At 69.3% G+C, this 16,632-nt stretch carries 11 protein-coding genes; 2 read left to right on the top strand and 9 right to left on the bottom strand.

Going from position 1 to position 16,632, the window contains the following annotated elements; translation table 11 throughout:
* Positions 1-153 precede the first annotated feature (153 nt).
* The 4 genes from ABT106_RS05450 to ABT106_RS05465 all read right to left on the bottom strand — a co-directional run bounded on the left by ABT106_RS05450 (position 154) and on the right by ABT106_RS05465 (position 4,873).
* Positions 154-1,440, bottom strand: coding sequence for a sugar ABC transporter permease (locus tag ABT106_RS05450; protein ID WP_502979223.1), 1,287 nt, complete (start codon positions 1,438-1,440; stop codon positions 154-156).
* A gap of 20 nt (positions 1,441-1,460) precedes the next feature.
* Positions 1,461-2,249, bottom strand: a complete 789-nt coding sequence (locus ABT106_RS05455) for an ATP-binding cassette domain-containing protein (RefSeq protein ID WP_267720043.1) — start codon at positions 2,247-2,249, stop codon at positions 1,461-1,463.
* A gap of 182 nt (positions 2,250-2,431) precedes the next feature.
* Positions 2,432-3,529, bottom strand: coding sequence for a sugar ABC transporter substrate-binding protein (locus ABT106_RS05460; RefSeq protein ID WP_351272655.1), 1,098 nt, complete (start codon positions 3,527-3,529; stop codon positions 2,432-2,434).
* Between the two features lie 129 nt (positions 3,530-3,658).
* The gene (locus ABT106_RS05465) at positions 3,659-4,873 is read right to left on the bottom strand and encodes an ROK family transcriptional regulator (protein WP_351272658.1); all 1,215 of its coding nucleotides are present in this window, start codon (positions 4,871-4,873) and stop codon (positions 3,659-3,661) included.
* A 583-nt stretch (positions 4,874-5,456) separates the two neighbouring features.
* Between ABT106_RS05465 and mgtA the strand changes: the two genes are divergently transcribed.
* Positions 5,457-8,204, top strand: coding sequence for a magnesium-translocating P-type ATPase (mgtA, locus tag ABT106_RS05470; protein ID WP_351272660.1), 2,748 nt, complete (start codon positions 5,457-5,459; stop codon positions 8,202-8,204).
* A 36-nt stretch (positions 8,205-8,240) separates the two neighbouring features.
* Positions 8,241-8,966, top strand: a complete 726-nt coding sequence (locus tag ABT106_RS05475) for an MgtC/SapB family protein (protein ID WP_351272663.1) — start codon at positions 8,241-8,243, stop codon at positions 8,964-8,966.
* A 51-nt stretch (positions 8,967-9,017) separates the two neighbouring features.
* Here ABT106_RS05475 and ABT106_RS05480 read toward each other — a convergent pair whose 3' ends face one another.
* From ABT106_RS05480 to ABT106_RS05500, 5 genes are all read right to left on the bottom strand, one after another.
* Entirely contained in the window at positions 9,018-9,944 is a 927-nt protein-coding gene (locus tag ABT106_RS05480; RefSeq protein ID WP_351272666.1) for a carbohydrate ABC transporter permease, read from the bottom strand.
* 13 nt (positions 9,945-9,957) lie between these two features.
* Positions 9,958-10,902 carry a carbohydrate ABC transporter permease gene (locus tag ABT106_RS05485; protein WP_351272668.1) on the bottom strand — a complete coding sequence of 315 codons (945 nt, stop codon included), beginning with the start codon at positions 10,900-10,902 and terminating at the stop codon, positions 9,958-9,960.
* A 43-nt stretch (positions 10,903-10,945) separates the two neighbouring features.
* Positions 10,946-12,394, bottom strand: a complete 1,449-nt coding sequence (gene ngcE / locus ABT106_RS05490) for an N-acetylglucosamine/diacetylchitobiose ABC transporter substrate-binding protein (protein WP_351272671.1) — start codon at positions 12,392-12,394, stop codon at positions 10,946-10,948.
* Between the two features lie 345 nt (positions 12,395-12,739).
* On the bottom strand, positions 12,740-15,469 hold the full coding sequence (gene acnA / locus ABT106_RS05495; RefSeq protein WP_351272674.1) for an aconitate hydratase AcnA: 2,730 nt from the start codon (positions 15,467-15,469) through the stop codon (positions 12,740-12,742).
* Positions 15,470-15,609: 140 nt separating this feature from the next.
* Positions 15,610-16,611, bottom strand: coding sequence for a LacI family DNA-binding transcriptional regulator (locus ABT106_RS05500; protein ID WP_351272677.1), 1,002 nt, complete (start codon positions 16,609-16,611; stop codon positions 15,610-15,612).
* Between the last annotated feature and the right edge of the window lie 21 nt (positions 16,612-16,632).

A 16,632-nucleotide genomic window follows, 5' to 3' on the forward strand; every position in this document is an offset into this window, starting at 1 on the left:
CATGTACACACCGCTGTGCGGTCACACATCCCAAACGGGCGTATACCCGCACAGCTGTACGTGTAATTGCACGCACCGGTGCCCGGTGCCACATGAAGTGGCACCGGGCACTGTGACCGGTCTTACCGGCGGATGTCGCTTCCGGGCGTGCGGTCAGGCACGTCCGGCGGTCTTCTGGGTCTTGCGGGTGACCGAGTCGATCACCACGGTGGCCAGCAGCACCGCACCGGTGATCATGTACTGGATCGGAGTCGCGATGCCCTCCAGGGCCAGACCGTACTGGATGGAGGTGATGACCATGACGCCGAGGAGGGCGTTCCAGGTCCGGCCCCGGCCGCCGAAGAGGCTGGTGCCGCCGATGACGGCCGCGGCGATCACGTTCATCAGCAGGTCGCCGGCGCCGGCGCTCTGGTTGGCCGCCGCGATCTTGGAGGCCCAGAAGAGCCCGCCGATGGCGGCGAAGGTGCCGGCGATCGCGAAGACCGTGATCCGGACCCGGTTGATGTTGATGCCGGCCCGCCGGGACGCCTCGACGCTGCCGCCGAGTGCGAAGACCTGGCGGCCGAAGGTGGTGCGGCGCAGGAGGAAGTCCGTACCGACCAGGGCCAGGATGAAGAGCACCACCGCGAGCGGCAGGCCCTTGTACTGGTTGAACACGACGGCCGGACCGAAGGTGAACACCGCGAGCAGGCCGGTGCGCAGCAGGATCTCGCCCATGGGCCGGGAGGGCACCCCGGCGGCCTCACGACGCCGGGCGTCGAAGAAGGAGCCGAGGAAGTAGCCGACCACCGCGAGGGCCGCCAGGGCGTAGCCGACGGCCACGTCCGAGAAGAAGTACGTGGTCAGCTTGCCGACCACGCCGTCGGAGTCCAGGTTGATCGTGCCGTTGCTGCCGAGGATCTGCAGCATCGCGCCGGACCAGAACAGCAGGCCCGACAGGGTGACGGCGAAAGCCGGGGCGCCGATCCGGGCGAAGAAGAAGCCGTGGATGGAGCCGATGAGGGCGCCGCCCGTGACCGCCGCGAGGATGGCCAGCCACTCGTTCATGCCGTGGGTGACCGACAGGACGGCGACGATGGCGCCCGAGACGCCGCTGACCGAGCCGACCGAGAGGTCGATCTCGCCGAGCAGCAGCACGAAGATGATGCCGACGGCCATCATGCCGGTGGCGGTCATCGTGATCGCGATGTTGGTGAGGTTCTCCGGGGAGAGGAAGTTCGCGTTCAGCCCCTGGAAGATGCCCCAGATGATGATCAGGCCGATGACGACCGGGATGGACCCCAGGTCGCCGGCCTTCATCTTGCGGCCGAACTCGCGCCGGTATCCGGCGAGGCCCTGCTCGCGGACGAGCAGGCGCGGGTCCACGGCGGGGATGGCGTCCGCGGCGGCGGCCGGGTTGACCACCGTGTGGCCGCCGGCGCCGTCCGTCGTCTTGTGCAGCGGGGCAGGGTTCTCGGTGCTCACTTGCGGGCCTCCCCGGTGCGGGCCGCGCGGCGGGTCACGGCGTTGTCCGTGGCTCCCGTGATGGCGGAGATGATCTCTTCCTGCGAGGTGTCGGCGACGCTGAAGACACCGTTGTTGCGGCCCAGCCGCAGGACCGCCACCTTGTCGGCGACGGCCTTCACATCGGCCATGTTGTGGCTGATGAGGATCACGGCGTGGCCGCGCTCGCGCAGCCGCTCCACGAGGTCGAGGACCTGTGCGGTCTGCTCGACGCCGAGGGCGGCGGTGGGCTCGTCGAGGATGACGAGCTGGGGCTCGCCGAGCATCGAGCGGGCGATCGCCACGGTCTGGCGCTGCCCGCCGGAGAGCGAGGCGATGGGGATACGGACACTGGGGATCCGGATGGACAGGGTGGTGAGGAGCTCGCGGGCGCGGCGCTCCATCTCCACCTCGTCGAGGACACCGCGGCGCTTGAGCTCGCGGCCGAGGAAGAGGTTGCCGACGACGTCGATGTTGTCGCACAGCGCGAGGTCCTGGTAGACCGTCGCGATGCCCAGGTTCTGGGCGTCGTGGGGCTTGCCGATGGAGACCGGGCGGCCCTCCCACTCGATGACGCCGTCATCGATGGGGTGCACGCCGGCGATCGTCTTGACCAGCGTGGACTTGCCGGCGCCGTTGTCGCCCACCAGGGCGACCACCTCACCGGAGTGGATCTCGAGTTCTACGTCGGTCAGGGCCTGAACGGCGCCGAACCGCTTCGAGACCCCTCGCAACGCCAGCACGGGCGCAGCGGACACATGAACCATCTCCTTCGCCGCCTGACCGGCGGGGATGTCGTGCAAAAAGAGCAGGAGCGGGGCGAATGGGGGGTAGAGCGGGAGCAAAGCGGGTGAAACGTTTCTGCCCGGCGCCCCGCAGGTGGCGGGGTAAGAAGGTGCGGGGCGCCGGGCAGGCGCGGGGGTCGCCGTACGGGCGGGCGACGGGGGTCTTACTTGATGCCGGCGGTGGCGCAGGCGGCCGCGTACTTGTCGGTGCAGATCTCTTCGACCTTGTAGACGCCGTCCTTGACGACGGTGTCGTTGATGTTCGCCTTGGTGAGCGAGACGACCGGGATCAGGACGGACGGGACGGCCTTGGTGGTCGGGCTGTCGACCTTCTGGTTGATGATCCCGTCGATCTTCTCGCCCTTGGCGAGGGCGACGGCCATCTCCGCCGCGGCCGAAGCCTCCGGGGCGTACGGCTTGTAGACGCTCATGAACTGCTCGCCCGACACGATCCGCTGCACACCGGCGAGTTCGGCGTCCTGGCCGGTGACCGGGGGCAGGGTGGACAGGCCGGCCGCCTTGAGGGCGGTGATGATGCCGCCGGCCATGCCGTCGTTGGCGGAGTAGACGCCGACGACCTTCTCCTTGCCGAGCGCCGAGAGGGCCGCCGCCATGTTGGTGTTGGCGTTCTCCGGCTTCCACTCGACGGTGTCGTACTCCTTGCCGATGTTCACCTTGCCGTCGAGGACGGAGTGGGCACCGGACTTGAAGAGCTTGGCGTTCGGGTCGGTGACCGAACCGTTCATCATGACGATCTGGCCGTCCTTGGCCTTGTCACCCAGCGCCTCCAGCAGCGCCTTGCCCTGGACCTTGCCGACCTCTTCGTTGTCGAAGGAGGTGTAGGCGTCGATCGGGCCCTCGGCGAGGCGGTCGTAGGCGACGACCGGGATGCCGGCGTCCTTGGCCCGCTTGACCGCGCCGGCGATGGCCTTGGAGTCCACCGCGTCCACGATGAGGACGTTCACCTTGTTGGTGATCATCGTGTCGACCTGGGAGTTCTGCGTGGTCGCGTCCTGCTTGGCGTTGGCGTAGACGACCTCGCCCTTGCCGCGGGTCAGTTCGGCGACCTTCTTCTCGATCAGCGGCTTGTCGAACTTCTCGTACCGCGCCGTCTGGTTCTCCGGAAGGAGCAGACCGACCTTGATGGCGTCGCCGACCGCTGCGGAGTCCTTCGGCTTGTCGCCGGCCTCCTTCGCGCTGCCACAAGCGGCAAGCGAGACGGCCATGGCGCCGGCGGCAACGGCTACGGCGGCTCTACGCATACGAGTGTTCATTAGTTGAACCTCCCTGACGAGGCCGCAACACTGCGGCCGAGGTGGATGTGAGTCAACCCCGGCCGCGTTTTGCCGTCAAGGAGTGAATCCTTAACGAGATGACAACGGTGCCATCCGTTATCTACCTGAAGACAAGACGGCTGGTGCTCGCAGTCCACTTCCATGGTCCGACAAAAGCGTTGAATCGCCCATCTCGCTGAGTACGAGAGCCAGCGCGCCCAGCACCTCGGCCCGCCCCCCGAGCGATCCGGTGAGCACCGACAACTGCCGGGCCGCGCTCGGGATCGCGTACCTCCCCACTGATTCACGGATGGGGGCCAGGACCAGTTCACCGGCGTCCGCCAGCGAACCGCCCAGGACCACCCGGCTCGGGTTCAGGAGGTTGCAGAGGCTGGCCACGCCGCTGCCGATGTGGCGGCCCACGTCCGTGATCACCCTGCGGCAGCCGGGGTCGCCGCCGCGGGCCAGCTCCACCACCCGCTCCATCGTCAGCTCCGGCCCGTGGGTGCCCTGGAGGAGCGGCAGGACGTACCGGGCGGCCGCGAAGGTCTCCAGGCAGCCGCGGTTGCCGCAGCGGCAGACCGGGCCCGACTCGTCCAGCGTGATGTGCCCGATCTCGCCGGCCGTGCCGCCCGGCCCGCGGTAGATCTGGCCGTTGATCACCAGCCCGGCGCCCACACCGCTGGCGACCTTGATGTACGCGAGGTCCTTGACCCCCCGGCCGCTGCCCCAGACCAGTTCCCCGAGCGCGCCGAGGTTGGCGTCGTTGTCCACGTACACGGGCACCCCGAGGCGCTGCGAGAGCTCCTGGCGCGGGTTGATCCCGGCCCAGCCCGGCAGGATGGCGGTCGAGCCCAGGGTCCCGGACTCCACGTCGATGGGCCCGGGCACGCCCAGTCCGACGCCGATGACCTTGTCCAGGCCCACCCCCACGCCCGTGACCAGCCGTCCGACCAGGGTTTCGGCCCGGTTGAAGCCGTCCGCCCAGGAGGCGTCGACGTCCAGCGGCTCGGCCTCCTCGGCCAGCACCTGGTGGGCGAGGTTCCCGACCGCCACGCGCAGGTGGGTGTGGCCGAAGTCGACGCCGATGACGATGCCCGCGTCCCCGCTGAGCGAGACGCTCCGCGCCCGCCGGCCGCCGGCCGAGGTGTCCGTGACCTCGACGGTGCCGGCTTCCTTCAGTTCCCGGACGATGTTGGAGACCGTGGCCGCCGACAGTCCGGTGGCACGGGCGATCTCCGCCTGGGTCAGCGATCCCGCGAGCCGCACCGCCCGCACGACCCGTTCCAGATTCGCGCGATGCAGTGAGGACTGCGATCCGGGAGTCTGCACGACTCATCCACTCCTGCCCATAAGCGACGGCAAGCCGTCGCCCCCCGAGCCGGGCCCTGACGGCTTGGCGCTCCGAGACCCCGGCGTCTCTCCAACTTGTGAACCCTAAGTCGAGCCTTTGCGCCTCCAGACGTCAAGAGGCTGACACAGCACGAATCGGCCACTACCGGCCAGAAGAGGGAGGGAACGGTCGCTCCGATCGTGCTACGGTCGCCGAGGCGCCGATCCTCTGCGGCCTATCCGGCCGGACCGGCGCCCCGTGATGACAGCGCTCTACGCAAGGAGGTGTTCGGGATGAGTCCCGATCGAAGTCCTTGCAGCGCTCCCGTCGGCTGACCTCCGGTCCGGCCGGCCCTTCCCCTGAGTGCGCACGGCGGCGGTACGCCGTGGTTCCCACGCGTCCGCGCGTCACCCCCGCCCCCGCTCCCCCTCCGCATGCCCTGACGGCTCCGTCGGGCCTGCGTCATCCATGCCCACCGGCGTGCCCCGCGGCGCTTTCGCGCCCTCGTACGCCGACCCATGATCACTCCACGTGACCGTGCGGCTCCGCGCTGCCCGGACACCGTGGAGGGAGGTATTCGTCATGACCATGCTCACCCCCCGTACCCCGGCGAAGCTCGCACCGCCGGGCCGCACCCGCCGCGAGCGCAAAGCCGCCGAGCTGGAGGCCCGTACCCGGCTCGTCGGCGAGCGGCTCGCCGCGGCCGCCGCCCGCCCGGGCGTCGAGGTCCTCCAGTCCGTCGACGCTTCGCGGAACGGCCTCACCCACGCCGAGGCCGCGCTGCGCCTGGAGCGGCACGGCCCCAACACCGTCGCCCAGGAGCGCGCACCCCGCTGGTACCTCCAGCTGGCGAAGGCGTACCGCAATCCCTTCATCGGCGTACTCGTCTTCCTGGCCGCGGTCATGTACTGGCAGGACCCCGGCGACCCGGGAGTCGTCATCCTCGCCGTGATGGTGGGGATCAGCGGACTGCTGCGCTTCTGGCAGGAGTTCCGCTCGGGCCGGGCCGCCGACGCGCTGAACCGGCTCGTGACCACCACGTGCGCGGTGCAGCGCCGGGCCGGCAGCGGCTCCGGGCCCACCACCTTCGAGGTGCCCATGGACCAGGTGGTCCCGGGCGACATGGTCAAGCTGGCCGCCGGCGACCTCATCCCGGCCGACCTGCGGCTGATCACGTCCAAGGACCTGATGGTCGGCCAGGCGGCCCTGTCCGGCGAGTCCCTGCCCGTCGCCAAGGCCGACACCCGGACCGAGGACCTGGGCCGGCCCGGGACCGACGACCCGGTCGAGGCCGACAACCTCGTGCTGACGGGGACCTCGGTCACCTCCGGCACCGCCACCGGCGTCGTCGTCGCCACCGGCTCCGGAACCTACTTCGGATCGATGGCCGGCGCGCTGGTCGGCGAGCGCCCGCAGACCAACTTCGACACCGGCGTGCGCCGGGTCAGCCTCCTGCTGATCCGCTTCATGCTGGTCATGGTCCCGGTCGTCTTCATGATCAACGGGTTCACCAAGGGCGACTGGAACGAAGCCTTCCTCTTCGGTATCGCCGTCGCGGTCGGCCTCACCCCGGAGATGCTGCCGATGGTCGTGTCCGCCAACCTGGCCCGCGGCGCCGTCGCGATGTCCCGGCACAAGGTCGTCGTCAAGCGGCTGAACGCGATCCAGAACCTGGGCGCGATGGACGTGCTCTGCACGGACAAGACCGGCACCCTCACCGAGGACCGGATCGTCCTGGACCGCTACCTGGACGTGCACGGCACGGAGGACGGCGAGGTCCTGGAGTACGGCTACCTCAACGCCCACTTCCAGACCGGTCTGCGCAACCTGATGGACCAGGCGGTCATCGACCGCGTCAACGAGGCCGAGGAGGTTGTCGTCGACGCACGGTTCTCGATGGTCGACGAGATCCCCTTCGACTTCGCCCGGCGCCGGATGTCCGTGGTCCTGAACCGCAACGCGATCGTCGGCGACCTCGGCCGCCCCGAGCACATCATGATCACCAAGGGCGCCGTCGAAGAGGTCCTGGACCTCTGCACCCACGTGACGGACCGGACCCCGGGGGCTTCCCCGGCCGAAGGCCGCGGCAGGATCGAGCTGACCGGCCGGATGCGGGCGCACGCCACCCGCGTCGCCGAGGAGAACAACCGGCAGGGCCTGCGCGTCCTGGCCGTCGCCACCCGCAGGATCACCGCACCGCGCGACACCTACACCGTCGCGGACGAGGACGGGCTCACCCTGATCGGCTTCCTCGCCTTCCTGGACCCGCCGAAGGCCGACGCCGCCCGGGCGCTCCGGGGCCTGTCCGACAAGGGCATCGCGGTCAAGGTGGTCACCGGCGACAACGACCTCGTCGCCGCCCGGGTCTGCGCGGACGTCGGCCTCGACGTCGGGCGCGTGGTCCCGGGCGCCGAGACCGACGCCCTCGACGAGCACGCGCTGCGCGCGCTGGCCGCCCGTACGACGGTCTTCGCCAAGGTCAACCCCGTCCAGAAGGCCCGGATCGTACGGGCCCTGCAGGCCGGGGGGCACACGGTCGGGTTCCTCGGGGACGGCATCAACGACGCGGCCGCGCTGCGCGACGCCGACGTCGGCATCTCGGTGGACACGGCCGTGGACATCGCCAAGGAGTCGGCGGACATCATCCTGCTGGAGAAGGACCTGACCGTCCTGGAGCAGGGCGTCATCCAGGGCCGGACCACCTTCGGCAACACCATCAAGTACATCAAGATGACGGCCTCCTCGAACTTCGGCAACGTCTTCTCGGTGCTGGTCGCGAGCGCCTTCATCCCCTTCCAGCCGATGCTCGCGATCATGCTGCTGGTCCAGAACCTGGTCTACGACATCGCGCAGCTGGCCACGCCGTGGGACCGGATGGACGAGGAGTACCTGCGCAGGCCCCGCAACTGGGACGCCAAGGGCATCGGCCGGTTCATGGTCACCATCGGACCCGTCAGCTCGGTCTTCGACATCTCGATGTTCCTGATCATGTGGCACGTCTTCGGGGCGAACAGCGAGGCGCACCAGGCGCTCTTCCAGTCCGGCTGGTTCATCGAGGGCCTGCTCTCGCAGACCCTGATCGTCCACATGATCCGCACCCGGAAGATCCCCTTCGTCCAGTCCCGCGCCTCCTGGCCGGTGATGGTGATGACGGTCCTCGCGGTCCTGACCGGGCTGTGGCTGCCGTTCTCGCCGCTGGCCGCCCCGCTGGGCTTCACGGCGCTGCCGGCCGCCTACTTCCCGTGGCTGATCGGCGTGCTCCTCGCGTACTGCACGCTCACCCAGCTCGTGAAGACCTGGTACATCCGCCGCTTCGACAGCTGGCTGTGAGGGCCGCGGTCCCGCACGGAGGAAGGAGACGGAGCGGTGCTGCTCACCGAATGGCAGATGGCCGGACACCTGGCCGCCGCGCTCGGCTTCGGGGCCGCGATCGGCCTGGAGCGGCAGTGGCGGGCCCGGATGGCGGGGCTGCGGACGAACGCCCTGGTCGCGGGCGGGGCGGCGCTGTTCGTGCTGCTCTCCCAGTACGGGTTCCTCAGCGCGGTCCCGGAGGTGAGCCACGACGGCTCGCGGGTCGCGGCGCAGATCGTCTCCGGCATCGGGTTCCTCGGCGCCGGCGTGATCATGCGGGACGGGCTGAGCGTACGGGGCCTGAACACGGCCGCCACCCTGTGGTGTTCGGCGGCCGTGGGCTGCCTCGCCGGGGTCGGCCTGTTCGTCCTGGCCGCCTGCGGCACGGTGGGCGTGGTGGGGGCGAACCTCCTGCTGCGGCCGCTCGGCCGGCGCCTGGACCGGGAGCCGCGCGGCGGCGCCGAGGTGGCCGCCGACTTCCACTTCGAGGCGGTGTGCCTGGAGGCGGAGGAGGCCCACATCCGCCACCGGCTGGTCGACGCGCTGGCCCGGCCGGGGTACCAGCTGCGGTCGATCCGCAGCCAGGACGGCCCGACGGCGGGCCTGGTGACCGTGTCCGCGCTGCTGACCGCCGAGGGGCAGGAGGGCCGGGCGCTGGAGGAGGCGGTCAGCAACCTCTCGCTCGACCCCTCGGTCTCGGCGGTCAGCTGGGCGGTGGTGCCGGACCCGGACCGGGCGTAGGCCCGGGGACGCGGCGGGCCCGGTCCCCCGTCAGGGGTCCGGGCCCGGCTGCTACTTGAGGGTGGCCGAGGTCAGGCCGGCCTGGATCTGGCGCTGGAAGGAGAGGTAGACCGCGAGCATGGGGATGATCGCGATGGTCGCCCCGGCGAACAGCACGGGCAGGTCCGTTTCGTACCCCATCTGCTGCTGGAGCTGGATCAGGCCCTGGGTGAGCATGTAGCGCTCGGGGTCCGAGCTCGACTGGGGCTGCATCAGCACGGCGGGCAGGATGTACTGGTTCCACTGCCCGAGGACATTGAATATTCCGACGCTGATCAGGCCGGGCTTGGCCATCGGCAGCATCACCTGGAAGAAGATCCGGGTGTCGGAGGCGCCGTCGATCACGGCCGCCTCGTAGACCGCCGTGGGCAGCGTCCGGAAGAACGAGTGCATGAAGAAGATGGTGAAGGGCATCGAGTACGCGATGTACACGAGGATCAGGCCCTGGTAGGTGTTCAGCATGTCGAAGCGCTTGACCATGAAGAACAGCGGGACGAGCGCGAGGAACACGGGGAACATCGCGCCGCTGACGAAGAAGTAGTAGACGGCCCGGTTCCCCTTGAAGGGGTAGCGGGCCAGGACGTAGGCGGCCATGGAGCCGAACAGCATGGTCAGCGGTACCGAGAACACCAGCACGACGAGGGTGTTGCCGAAGTAGCCGCCGATGCCCTTGTCCCAGGCCCGGCCGAACGCGTCCAGGTGCCAGTTCGAGGGCCAGCTGAGGGCGGAGCCGCCGATCTGCGCGTCGGTCTTGAAGGAGCCGAGGACGAGCCAGATCAGGGGCAGCACGATCATGATCGCCCAGAGGGCGAGGAACCCGTGCGAGAAGACGTTGAGGACCACGCCCTCGGAGCGGCGCCGGTCCGGTTCCCCCCTCCGTCCGGCTCCGGAGGAGCTCTCCGCGGCGGCTTCGCCCGGAGCCTTGATCACTGTGGTCATGGGATTCTCCCGCTCAGAACTCGATGCGCTCGCGGCGGGTGGCGCGCAGCGTGATGACGGAGAGGATCATGGTCAGGACGAGCATCACCACGCCCATGGCGCAGGCGTAACCGCTCTTGCCGAAGTACAGGAAGTTACGCATCAGCACCGTGGCCATGACCTCGCTGTGGTGGTCGGGTCCGCCGCCGAACTGCCCCGAGGTCATGGTCGACACCAGGACGAACATGTCCATCGCGGCGATGCCCAGGTAGACCGCGGAGGTCTGCACAGAATCCCACAGCAGGGGCAGGGTGACCTTGAAGAAGGTCTGGGCGCGCCCGGCGCCGTCGAGGAGCGCGGCCTCGTAGATGTCCTTCGGTACGGACTGCATGGCCGCGGAGAACAGGACGAGGTAGAAGCCGACGCCGTGCCAGACGACCACGAACAGCAGGCACCCGAGGACGATGTTCGGCTCGTTGAGCCACTCGACCGGATGCTGCGGGTCGACCAGGCCGGTCTTGATGAGGAAGCCGTTGAGCAGGCCCCCTTCGTCGCTGCGGTAGATCGCGCCGAAGAGCACGGCGAGGATCGCGAGGGACAGGACCTGGGGGAAGAAGTAGACGACCTTGTAGAGGCGGGAGCCGGAGACGCCCTGTACGCCGCCGGCCCCGCTGCGCCCTCCCGCGTTCACCATGAAGGCGAAGAAGAGGGCGAGCAGGATGGTGATCACCGGGACGAACACCAGGAGCAGCAGGTTGTGCCACAGCGCGCCGCGGAAGACCTCGTCCTTCAGCAACGCCGTGTAGTTGTCCAGGCCGACGAAGTCGAAGACCGGTGACTGGCCCGACCAGTTGGTGAAGGAGTAGCCGAATGTCTGAACATACGGCCAGATGACGAAGGTCAGGTACAGCGCGATCGGTGCGATGAGGAAGCCGGTGATGAAGCCGGCCTTCCCCCTCCCCTGGGCTGCGTGGCTCATGGTGTCCGTCCCTGGTGTTGCCGGGTTTCCGCTGGACGCGTCGTCAGCTGCGCTTGTTGTTCTTCGCGTTCGGGTCCTTGGCAGCCTTGTCTACCGCAGCCTGGGCCCGCTTGATCCATTCCTTCGGCTGGATGCGCTGGGCCATCAGCTCATTGGACGCGTTCTGGATCTCGGTGTCCATCTCGCTGTACCAGTCCGGGTAGCGGTAGCTGAAGGTGTTGGTTCCGGCGGCCTTGAGGGCCTCGACGGCCGACTGGGTGCCGGGGCGGAGCTTGACGGCGGGGTCCACGCCGTCCTTGACGACGGTGAGGGAGTTGGCCTGCTGGGCGAAGATCGTGGACCACTCGCGGGAGAGCATCGAGCGGAGGAACTCCATGCCCGCGGCCTTGTTGGCGGCCTTCTCCGGGACGATGAAGGGCTCGTCCACGCCGGCGCGGACGGCCTCGAAGGGCAGCTTGCTGTCCGGCAGCAGCGGCATCGGCAGGAACTTCATGTCGAAGTCCTCGGGGGTCTGCTTGAGCTGCTCGTTCTCCAGCCAGGAGCCGCTGGGGATGAACGCGGCCTTGTACTGGTTCCAGGCGGTCTGGGACTCCGTGTGGGTGAGGCCGTTGGTGCCCGGCAGCAGGAGGCCCTTCTCGACGACCTCGTAGACGGCCTCCACGGCGGCCAGCGCGGCCGGGTTGCCCTCGAAGGCGTTCGGCTCCAGGTTGTCGATCGCCTTCATGGCGTCCAGACCGCCCTTCTTGGCGATCAGGTCCATGATGACGACGTTGATGTAGTACGGGAACTTGCCCTGGTGGGCGAGGCCGCCGAGGCCGGCTTCCTTGGCCTTGGTGCACACGGCCAGGAACTCGTCCCACGTCTTGGGCGGGGTCCAGCCCTTCTCCTTGAAGAGCTTGCCCGAGTACCAGAAGCCGAAGACGGCGTAGACGTACTTGAGGACGACGAACTTGCCTCCCTGGAGGCCCTGTTCGTAGGCCCCTTCGACGAGGGTGTCGCGCACCTTCTTGGTCGGGTCGTCCAGCGAGGGCGCGTCGAGCACGGCGGTGAGGTCGGCGAGCTGGCCGCCCTTGGCCAGGACGTCCAGCTTGATCTGCTGGGCGCCCGAGTCGTCGACGACGTCCGGCGGGTTCCCGGCGTTGAAGCGCGGCTGGAGCTTGGCGGTGATCTCCTGGGTGCCCAGGTGGGAGCTGGTGGTGCCCCACTTCTTGTCGAAGGCGGCCTCCCAGGCCTTCGCGTAGTCGTCGCCGAAGCCGCCCTTGAAGACGACGACGTCGAGCTTGCCGCCCTTGGCGACGCCGAAGGGGTTCTCCTTGGTGACCGCCCCCTTGGGGGCGCCGCCCTTGGGTGCCTCCTCGGCGCCGGAGGCGCACGCGGACAGGAAGCTCATCGTCGGCACAGTGATCAGGCCGAGTGCCGCGGAGCGCTTGATCAGGTCGCGGCGGCCGAGGCCGTCCGTGCTGTTCTCGCCGTGGGCGGAGGTGGATCCCATGCTCAAGTCCTCGCCTTCGTCAGAAGTGTGAAGGAAGCGGGACAGCCCGGCAGTTGCCGCGCATGCGGCATCGCCGCAGGTCCCCGCCGTCCCCCGGTCCGGGACCGCTCGAATCGCGGTGGCCCGGACGGGCACAGGTATAGTCCACTTCCGCTGGGGTGAGCAAGATCATGCACAAGGATCAGCTCCGGCTTTTCCGAGTTGAGACCTCACCGTCACCTGGCCCGGGGCCGCCGACGGCACCGGAACAGACGGAAGGGCCGCACCCCCGTGTACGGGGATACGGCCCTATGGTGCCGACTGGCGGAGCCGACCCGACTGATTCGGCTCCGCCTGGCGCGCCTCTCAGCCTCGGATGAGGTTGCGGAGCACGTACTGCATGATGCCGCCGTTGCGGTAGTAGTCCGCCTCGCCCGGCGTGTCGATGCGCACGACCGCGTCGAACTCCACACCGGTGTCGGTGGTCACCTTGACGGTGCGCGGGGTGGTGCCGTTGTTCAGCTCCTCCACACCGGTGAAGGCGAAGGTCTCCTCGCCGGTGAGGCCCAGGGAGGCCGCGGTGGCGCCCTCGGGGAACTGCAGGGGAAGGACGCCCATGCCGATCAGGTTGGAGCGGTGGATGCGCTCGTAGGACTCGGCGATGACGGCCTTGACGCCGAGCAGCGCGGTGCCCTTGGCGGCCCAGTCGCGGGACGAGCCCGAGCCGTACTCCTTGCCCGCCAGGATGACCAGCGGGATGCCGGCGGCCTGGTAGTTCTGCGAGGCGTCGTAGATGAAGGAGACCGGCGCGCCCTCGACGGTGAAGTCGCGGGTGAAGCCGCCCTCGGTGCCCGCCGCGATCTGGTTGCGGAGGCGGATGTTCGCGAAGGTACCGCGGATCATGACCTCGTGGTTGCCGCGGCGGGAACCGTACGAGTTGAAGTCGCGGCGCTCGACGCCGTGCTCCGTGAGGTACTTGCCGGCCGGGGTGTCGGCCTTGATCGCACCGGCCGGGGAGATGTGGTCGGTGGTGACCGAGTCGCCCAGCTTCGCCAGCACGCGCGCGCCGGCGATGTCGGAGACCGAGGTGGTCTCCATCGTCATGCCCTCGAAGTAGGGGGGCTTGCGCACGTAGGTGGACTGCGGGTCCCACTCGAAGGTGTTGCCGGTCGGGATCGGCAGCGCCTGCCACTGGGCGTCGCCCGCGAAGACGTCCTGGTAGGACTTGTTGAACATGTCCTCGCCGATGGCGTTCGCCACGACGTCGTTGACCTCGGCCTCGGTGGGCCAGATGTCCGCGAGGAAGACCGGCTTGCCCTCGGAGTCGGTGGCGAGGGCGTCCCGGGTGATGTCCACCTTCATGGAGCCCGCGATGGCGTACGCGACGACCAGCGGCGGGGAGGCCAGGTAGTTCATCTTGACGTCGGGGTTGATGCGGCCCTCGAAGTTGCGGTTGCCCGAGAGGACCGAGGTGACCGCGAGGTCGGCGTCGTTGATCGCCTTGGAGATCTCCTCCTCCAGCGGACCGGAGTTGCCGATGCAGGTGGTGCAGCCGTACCCGACGAGGTTGAAGCCCATCTTGTCGAGGTAGGGGGTGAGGCCGGCCTTGTCGAAGTAGTCGGTGACGACCTTCGAGCCCGGGGCCAGGGTGGTCTTCACCCACGGCTTGCGGGTCAGGCCCTTCTCGACCGCCTTCTTCGCCACGAGCGCCGCGGCGACCATGACGTAGGGGTTCGAGGTGTTGGTGCAGGAGGTGATCGCGGCGACGGTGACGGCGCCGTGGTCGATCTCGAAGGAGGTGCCGTCGGCCAGCGTGACCGGGGTGGGCTTGGTCGGCACGCCGTTGGCGGACGCCGGCGAGTCGGACGCCGGGAAGGACTCCTTGCCGGACTCCTCGTCGTCGTTGACGTAGTTGCGCACGTCCACGGCGAACTGCTGGGAGGCGTTCGCGAGGACGATGCGGTCCTGCGGGCGCTTCGGGCCGGCGATGGAGGGGACGACCGTGGAGAGGTCGAGCTCCAGCTTCTCGGAGAAGTCCGGCTCGGCGGCCGGGTCCAGCCACAGGCCCTGCGCCTTGGCGTACGCCTCGACGAGCGCGACCTGCTGGGCGTCGCGGCCGGTCAGGCGCAGGTACTTCAGGGTCTCGTCGTCGATCGGGAACATCGCGGCGGTGGAGCCGAACTCCGGCGACATGTTGCCGATGGTGGCGCGGTTCGCCAGCGAGGTGGCGGCGACGCCCTCGCCGTAGAACTCGACGAACTTGCCGACGACGCCGTGCTTGCGCAGCATCTCGGTGATCGTCAGCACCAGGTCGGTGGCGGTGGTGCCGGCGGGCAGCTCGCCGGTCAGCTTGAAGCCCACGACGCGCGGGATCAGCATGGAGACCGGCTGGCCGAGCATCGCGGCCTCGGCCTCGATGCCGCCGACGCCCCAGCCCAGCACGCCCAGGCCGTTGACCATGGTGGTGTGCGAGTCGGTGCCGACGAGGGTGTCGGGGTACGCCTGGCCGTTACGGACCATGACCGTACGGGCCAGGTGCTCGATGTTGACCTGGTGGACGATGCCGGTGCCCGGGGGGACGACCTTGAACTCGTCGAAGGCGGTCTGGCCCCAGCGCAGGAACTGGTAGCGCTCGCGGTTGCGGCCGTACTCCAGCTCGACGTTCTGCAGGAACGCCTCCGGGGTGCCGAACTTGTCCGCGATCACGGAGTGGTCGATGACCAGCTCGGCCGGGGCCAGCGGGTTGATCTTCGAGGCGTCGCCGCCGAGGGCCTTCACGGCCTCGCGCATGGTGGCGAGGTCCACGACGCAGGGAACACCGGTGAAGTCCTGCATGATCACGCGAGCCGGCGTGAACTGGATCTCCTCGCTGGGCTGGGCCTGCGAGTCCCAGGTGCCGAGCGACCGGATGTGGTCGGCGGTGATGTTCGCGCCGTCCTCGGTACGGAGCAGGTTCTCCAGCAGGACCTTCAGGCTGTAGGGAAGGCGGGCGGAGCCCTCGACCTTGTCCAGCTTGAAGATCTCGTACGACTCGTCGCCCACCTGCAGCGTGCTGCGGGCGTCGAAGCTGTTCGCCGACACGACAGTCTCCTTCATGCATGAATTCGCGCGTTTTACCGCAATCCTGCCGCGTGGCACTGTGGCCAATCCGCTAAGGTGAGGCTAAGTTAGGTAACCCTTACCAGCGGGACGGCTGCGGTACGCCTCTCGGCAGATATCTCGATGTCGAGATAACTCTAGTACATGTCCGGGGGAAGGGACGAGGCGCGCACCCGTAGACCTGTCGGCACGGTGTGCTGCCCCGGGGATTCCGCTTGCCCGGATTCGATCAGTGTGACCAGCGCGGACACCGCCGTCACGGCGATCCGCTCGGGATGGAGCGTGACGGTGGTCACGGCGGGCTCGTGGCTCCCGTACGCCGGATCCTCGCTCGCGCAGACCAGGAGCACGTCCCGGGGCGTACGGATTCCGTGGCGCGCGGCGGCCGCGAGCACCTGCCGGCCGCCGGGGTCGTACACGCAGTAGACGGCGTCGGGGCGGCCGGGCGCGGCGAAGGCCGCGTCGAAGGCGTGCCCGGCCGCGTCCTCGGGGTCGAAGGGCACCACCAGGGCCGGGCGGCCGTACTCCGCGCACCAGCGGGCGTAGGCCGCGGTGACGGCTCCCGTGTAGTGCTCGCGGCCGTAACCGGCGTGCAGGGCGATGCGGCGGGCCCCGGACGCGGCGAGGTGGTCGAGGACGGCGGCGGTGGCGGCGGCGTGGTCGTTGTCCACCCACACGTCGCCGGGCAGGGGGTCGGCGGGGCGGCCGTCGAACACCACCGGCAGGCCGCGCGCCCGCAGGGCCCGGAGCACGGCGTCGCCGTCCGGGCTGTCGAGGAGCAGCATCCCGTCGACGGCGAGGGTGTGCCACAGGGGCTCGGCGCCGCGGTCGGCGGGCAGGGTGGTCAGCGCGTAGCCGCGGGCGTGCGCGGCGGAGGTCGCGGCGGTCAGCAGCCGGGAGAAGTAGGCGACGCCCGCGTAGTCCCAGGCCGAGCCGGCGTACGTGGTGACGGCGATGCCGAGGGTGCGCGTGCGCGGGCCCCGGCGGACGCCGTAGCCGAGGGAGGCGGCGGTCTCGCGGACCCGGCGGCGGGTGCCCTCGCCGAGGCGGCCGGTGCCGTTGAGGGCGTGCGAGACGGTCGCGGTGGAGACCTCCGCGGCGCGCGCGATGTCGGCGATGGTCGGTCCGGGTCCGGGCACGCGGTCATCGTACGGACGCGG

This window comes from Streptomyces sp. NPDC002044, from assembly GCF_040296725.1.
In the GTDB taxonomy this organism is placed as follows: domain Bacteria; phylum Actinomycetota; class Actinomycetes; order Streptomycetales; family Streptomycetaceae; genus Streptomyces; species Streptomyces antarcticus.

Bases quoted from the DNA above. Each gene is read 5' to 3' on its own strand.
- acnA (WP_351272674.1), bottom strand. From the start codon at position 15,469: ATGAAGGAGACTGTCGTGTCGGCGAACAGCTTCGACGCCCGCAGCACG.
- ABT106_RS05485 (WP_351272668.1), bottom strand. From the start codon at position 10,902: ATGAGCCACGCAGCCCAGGGGAGGGGGAAGGCCGGCTTCATCACCGGC.
- ABT106_RS05460 (WP_351272655.1), bottom strand. From the start codon at position 3,529: ATGCGTAGAGCCGCCGTAGCCGTTGCCGCCGGCGCCATGGCCGTCTCG.
- ABT106_RS05455 (WP_267720043.1), bottom strand. From the start codon at position 2,249: ATGGTTCATGTGTCCGCTGCGCCCGTGCTGGCGTTGCGAGGGGTCTCG.
- ABT106_RS05480 (WP_351272666.1), bottom strand. From the start codon at position 9,944: ATGACCACAGTGATCAAGGCTCCGGGCGAAGCCGCCGCGGAGAGCTCC.
- ngcE (WP_351272671.1), bottom strand. From the start codon at position 12,394: ATGGGATCCACCTCCGCCCACGGCGAGAACAGCACGGACGGCCTCGGC.
- mgtA (WP_351272660.1), top strand. From the start codon at position 5,457: ATGACCATGCTCACCCCCCGTACCCCGGCGAAGCTCGCACCGCCGGGC.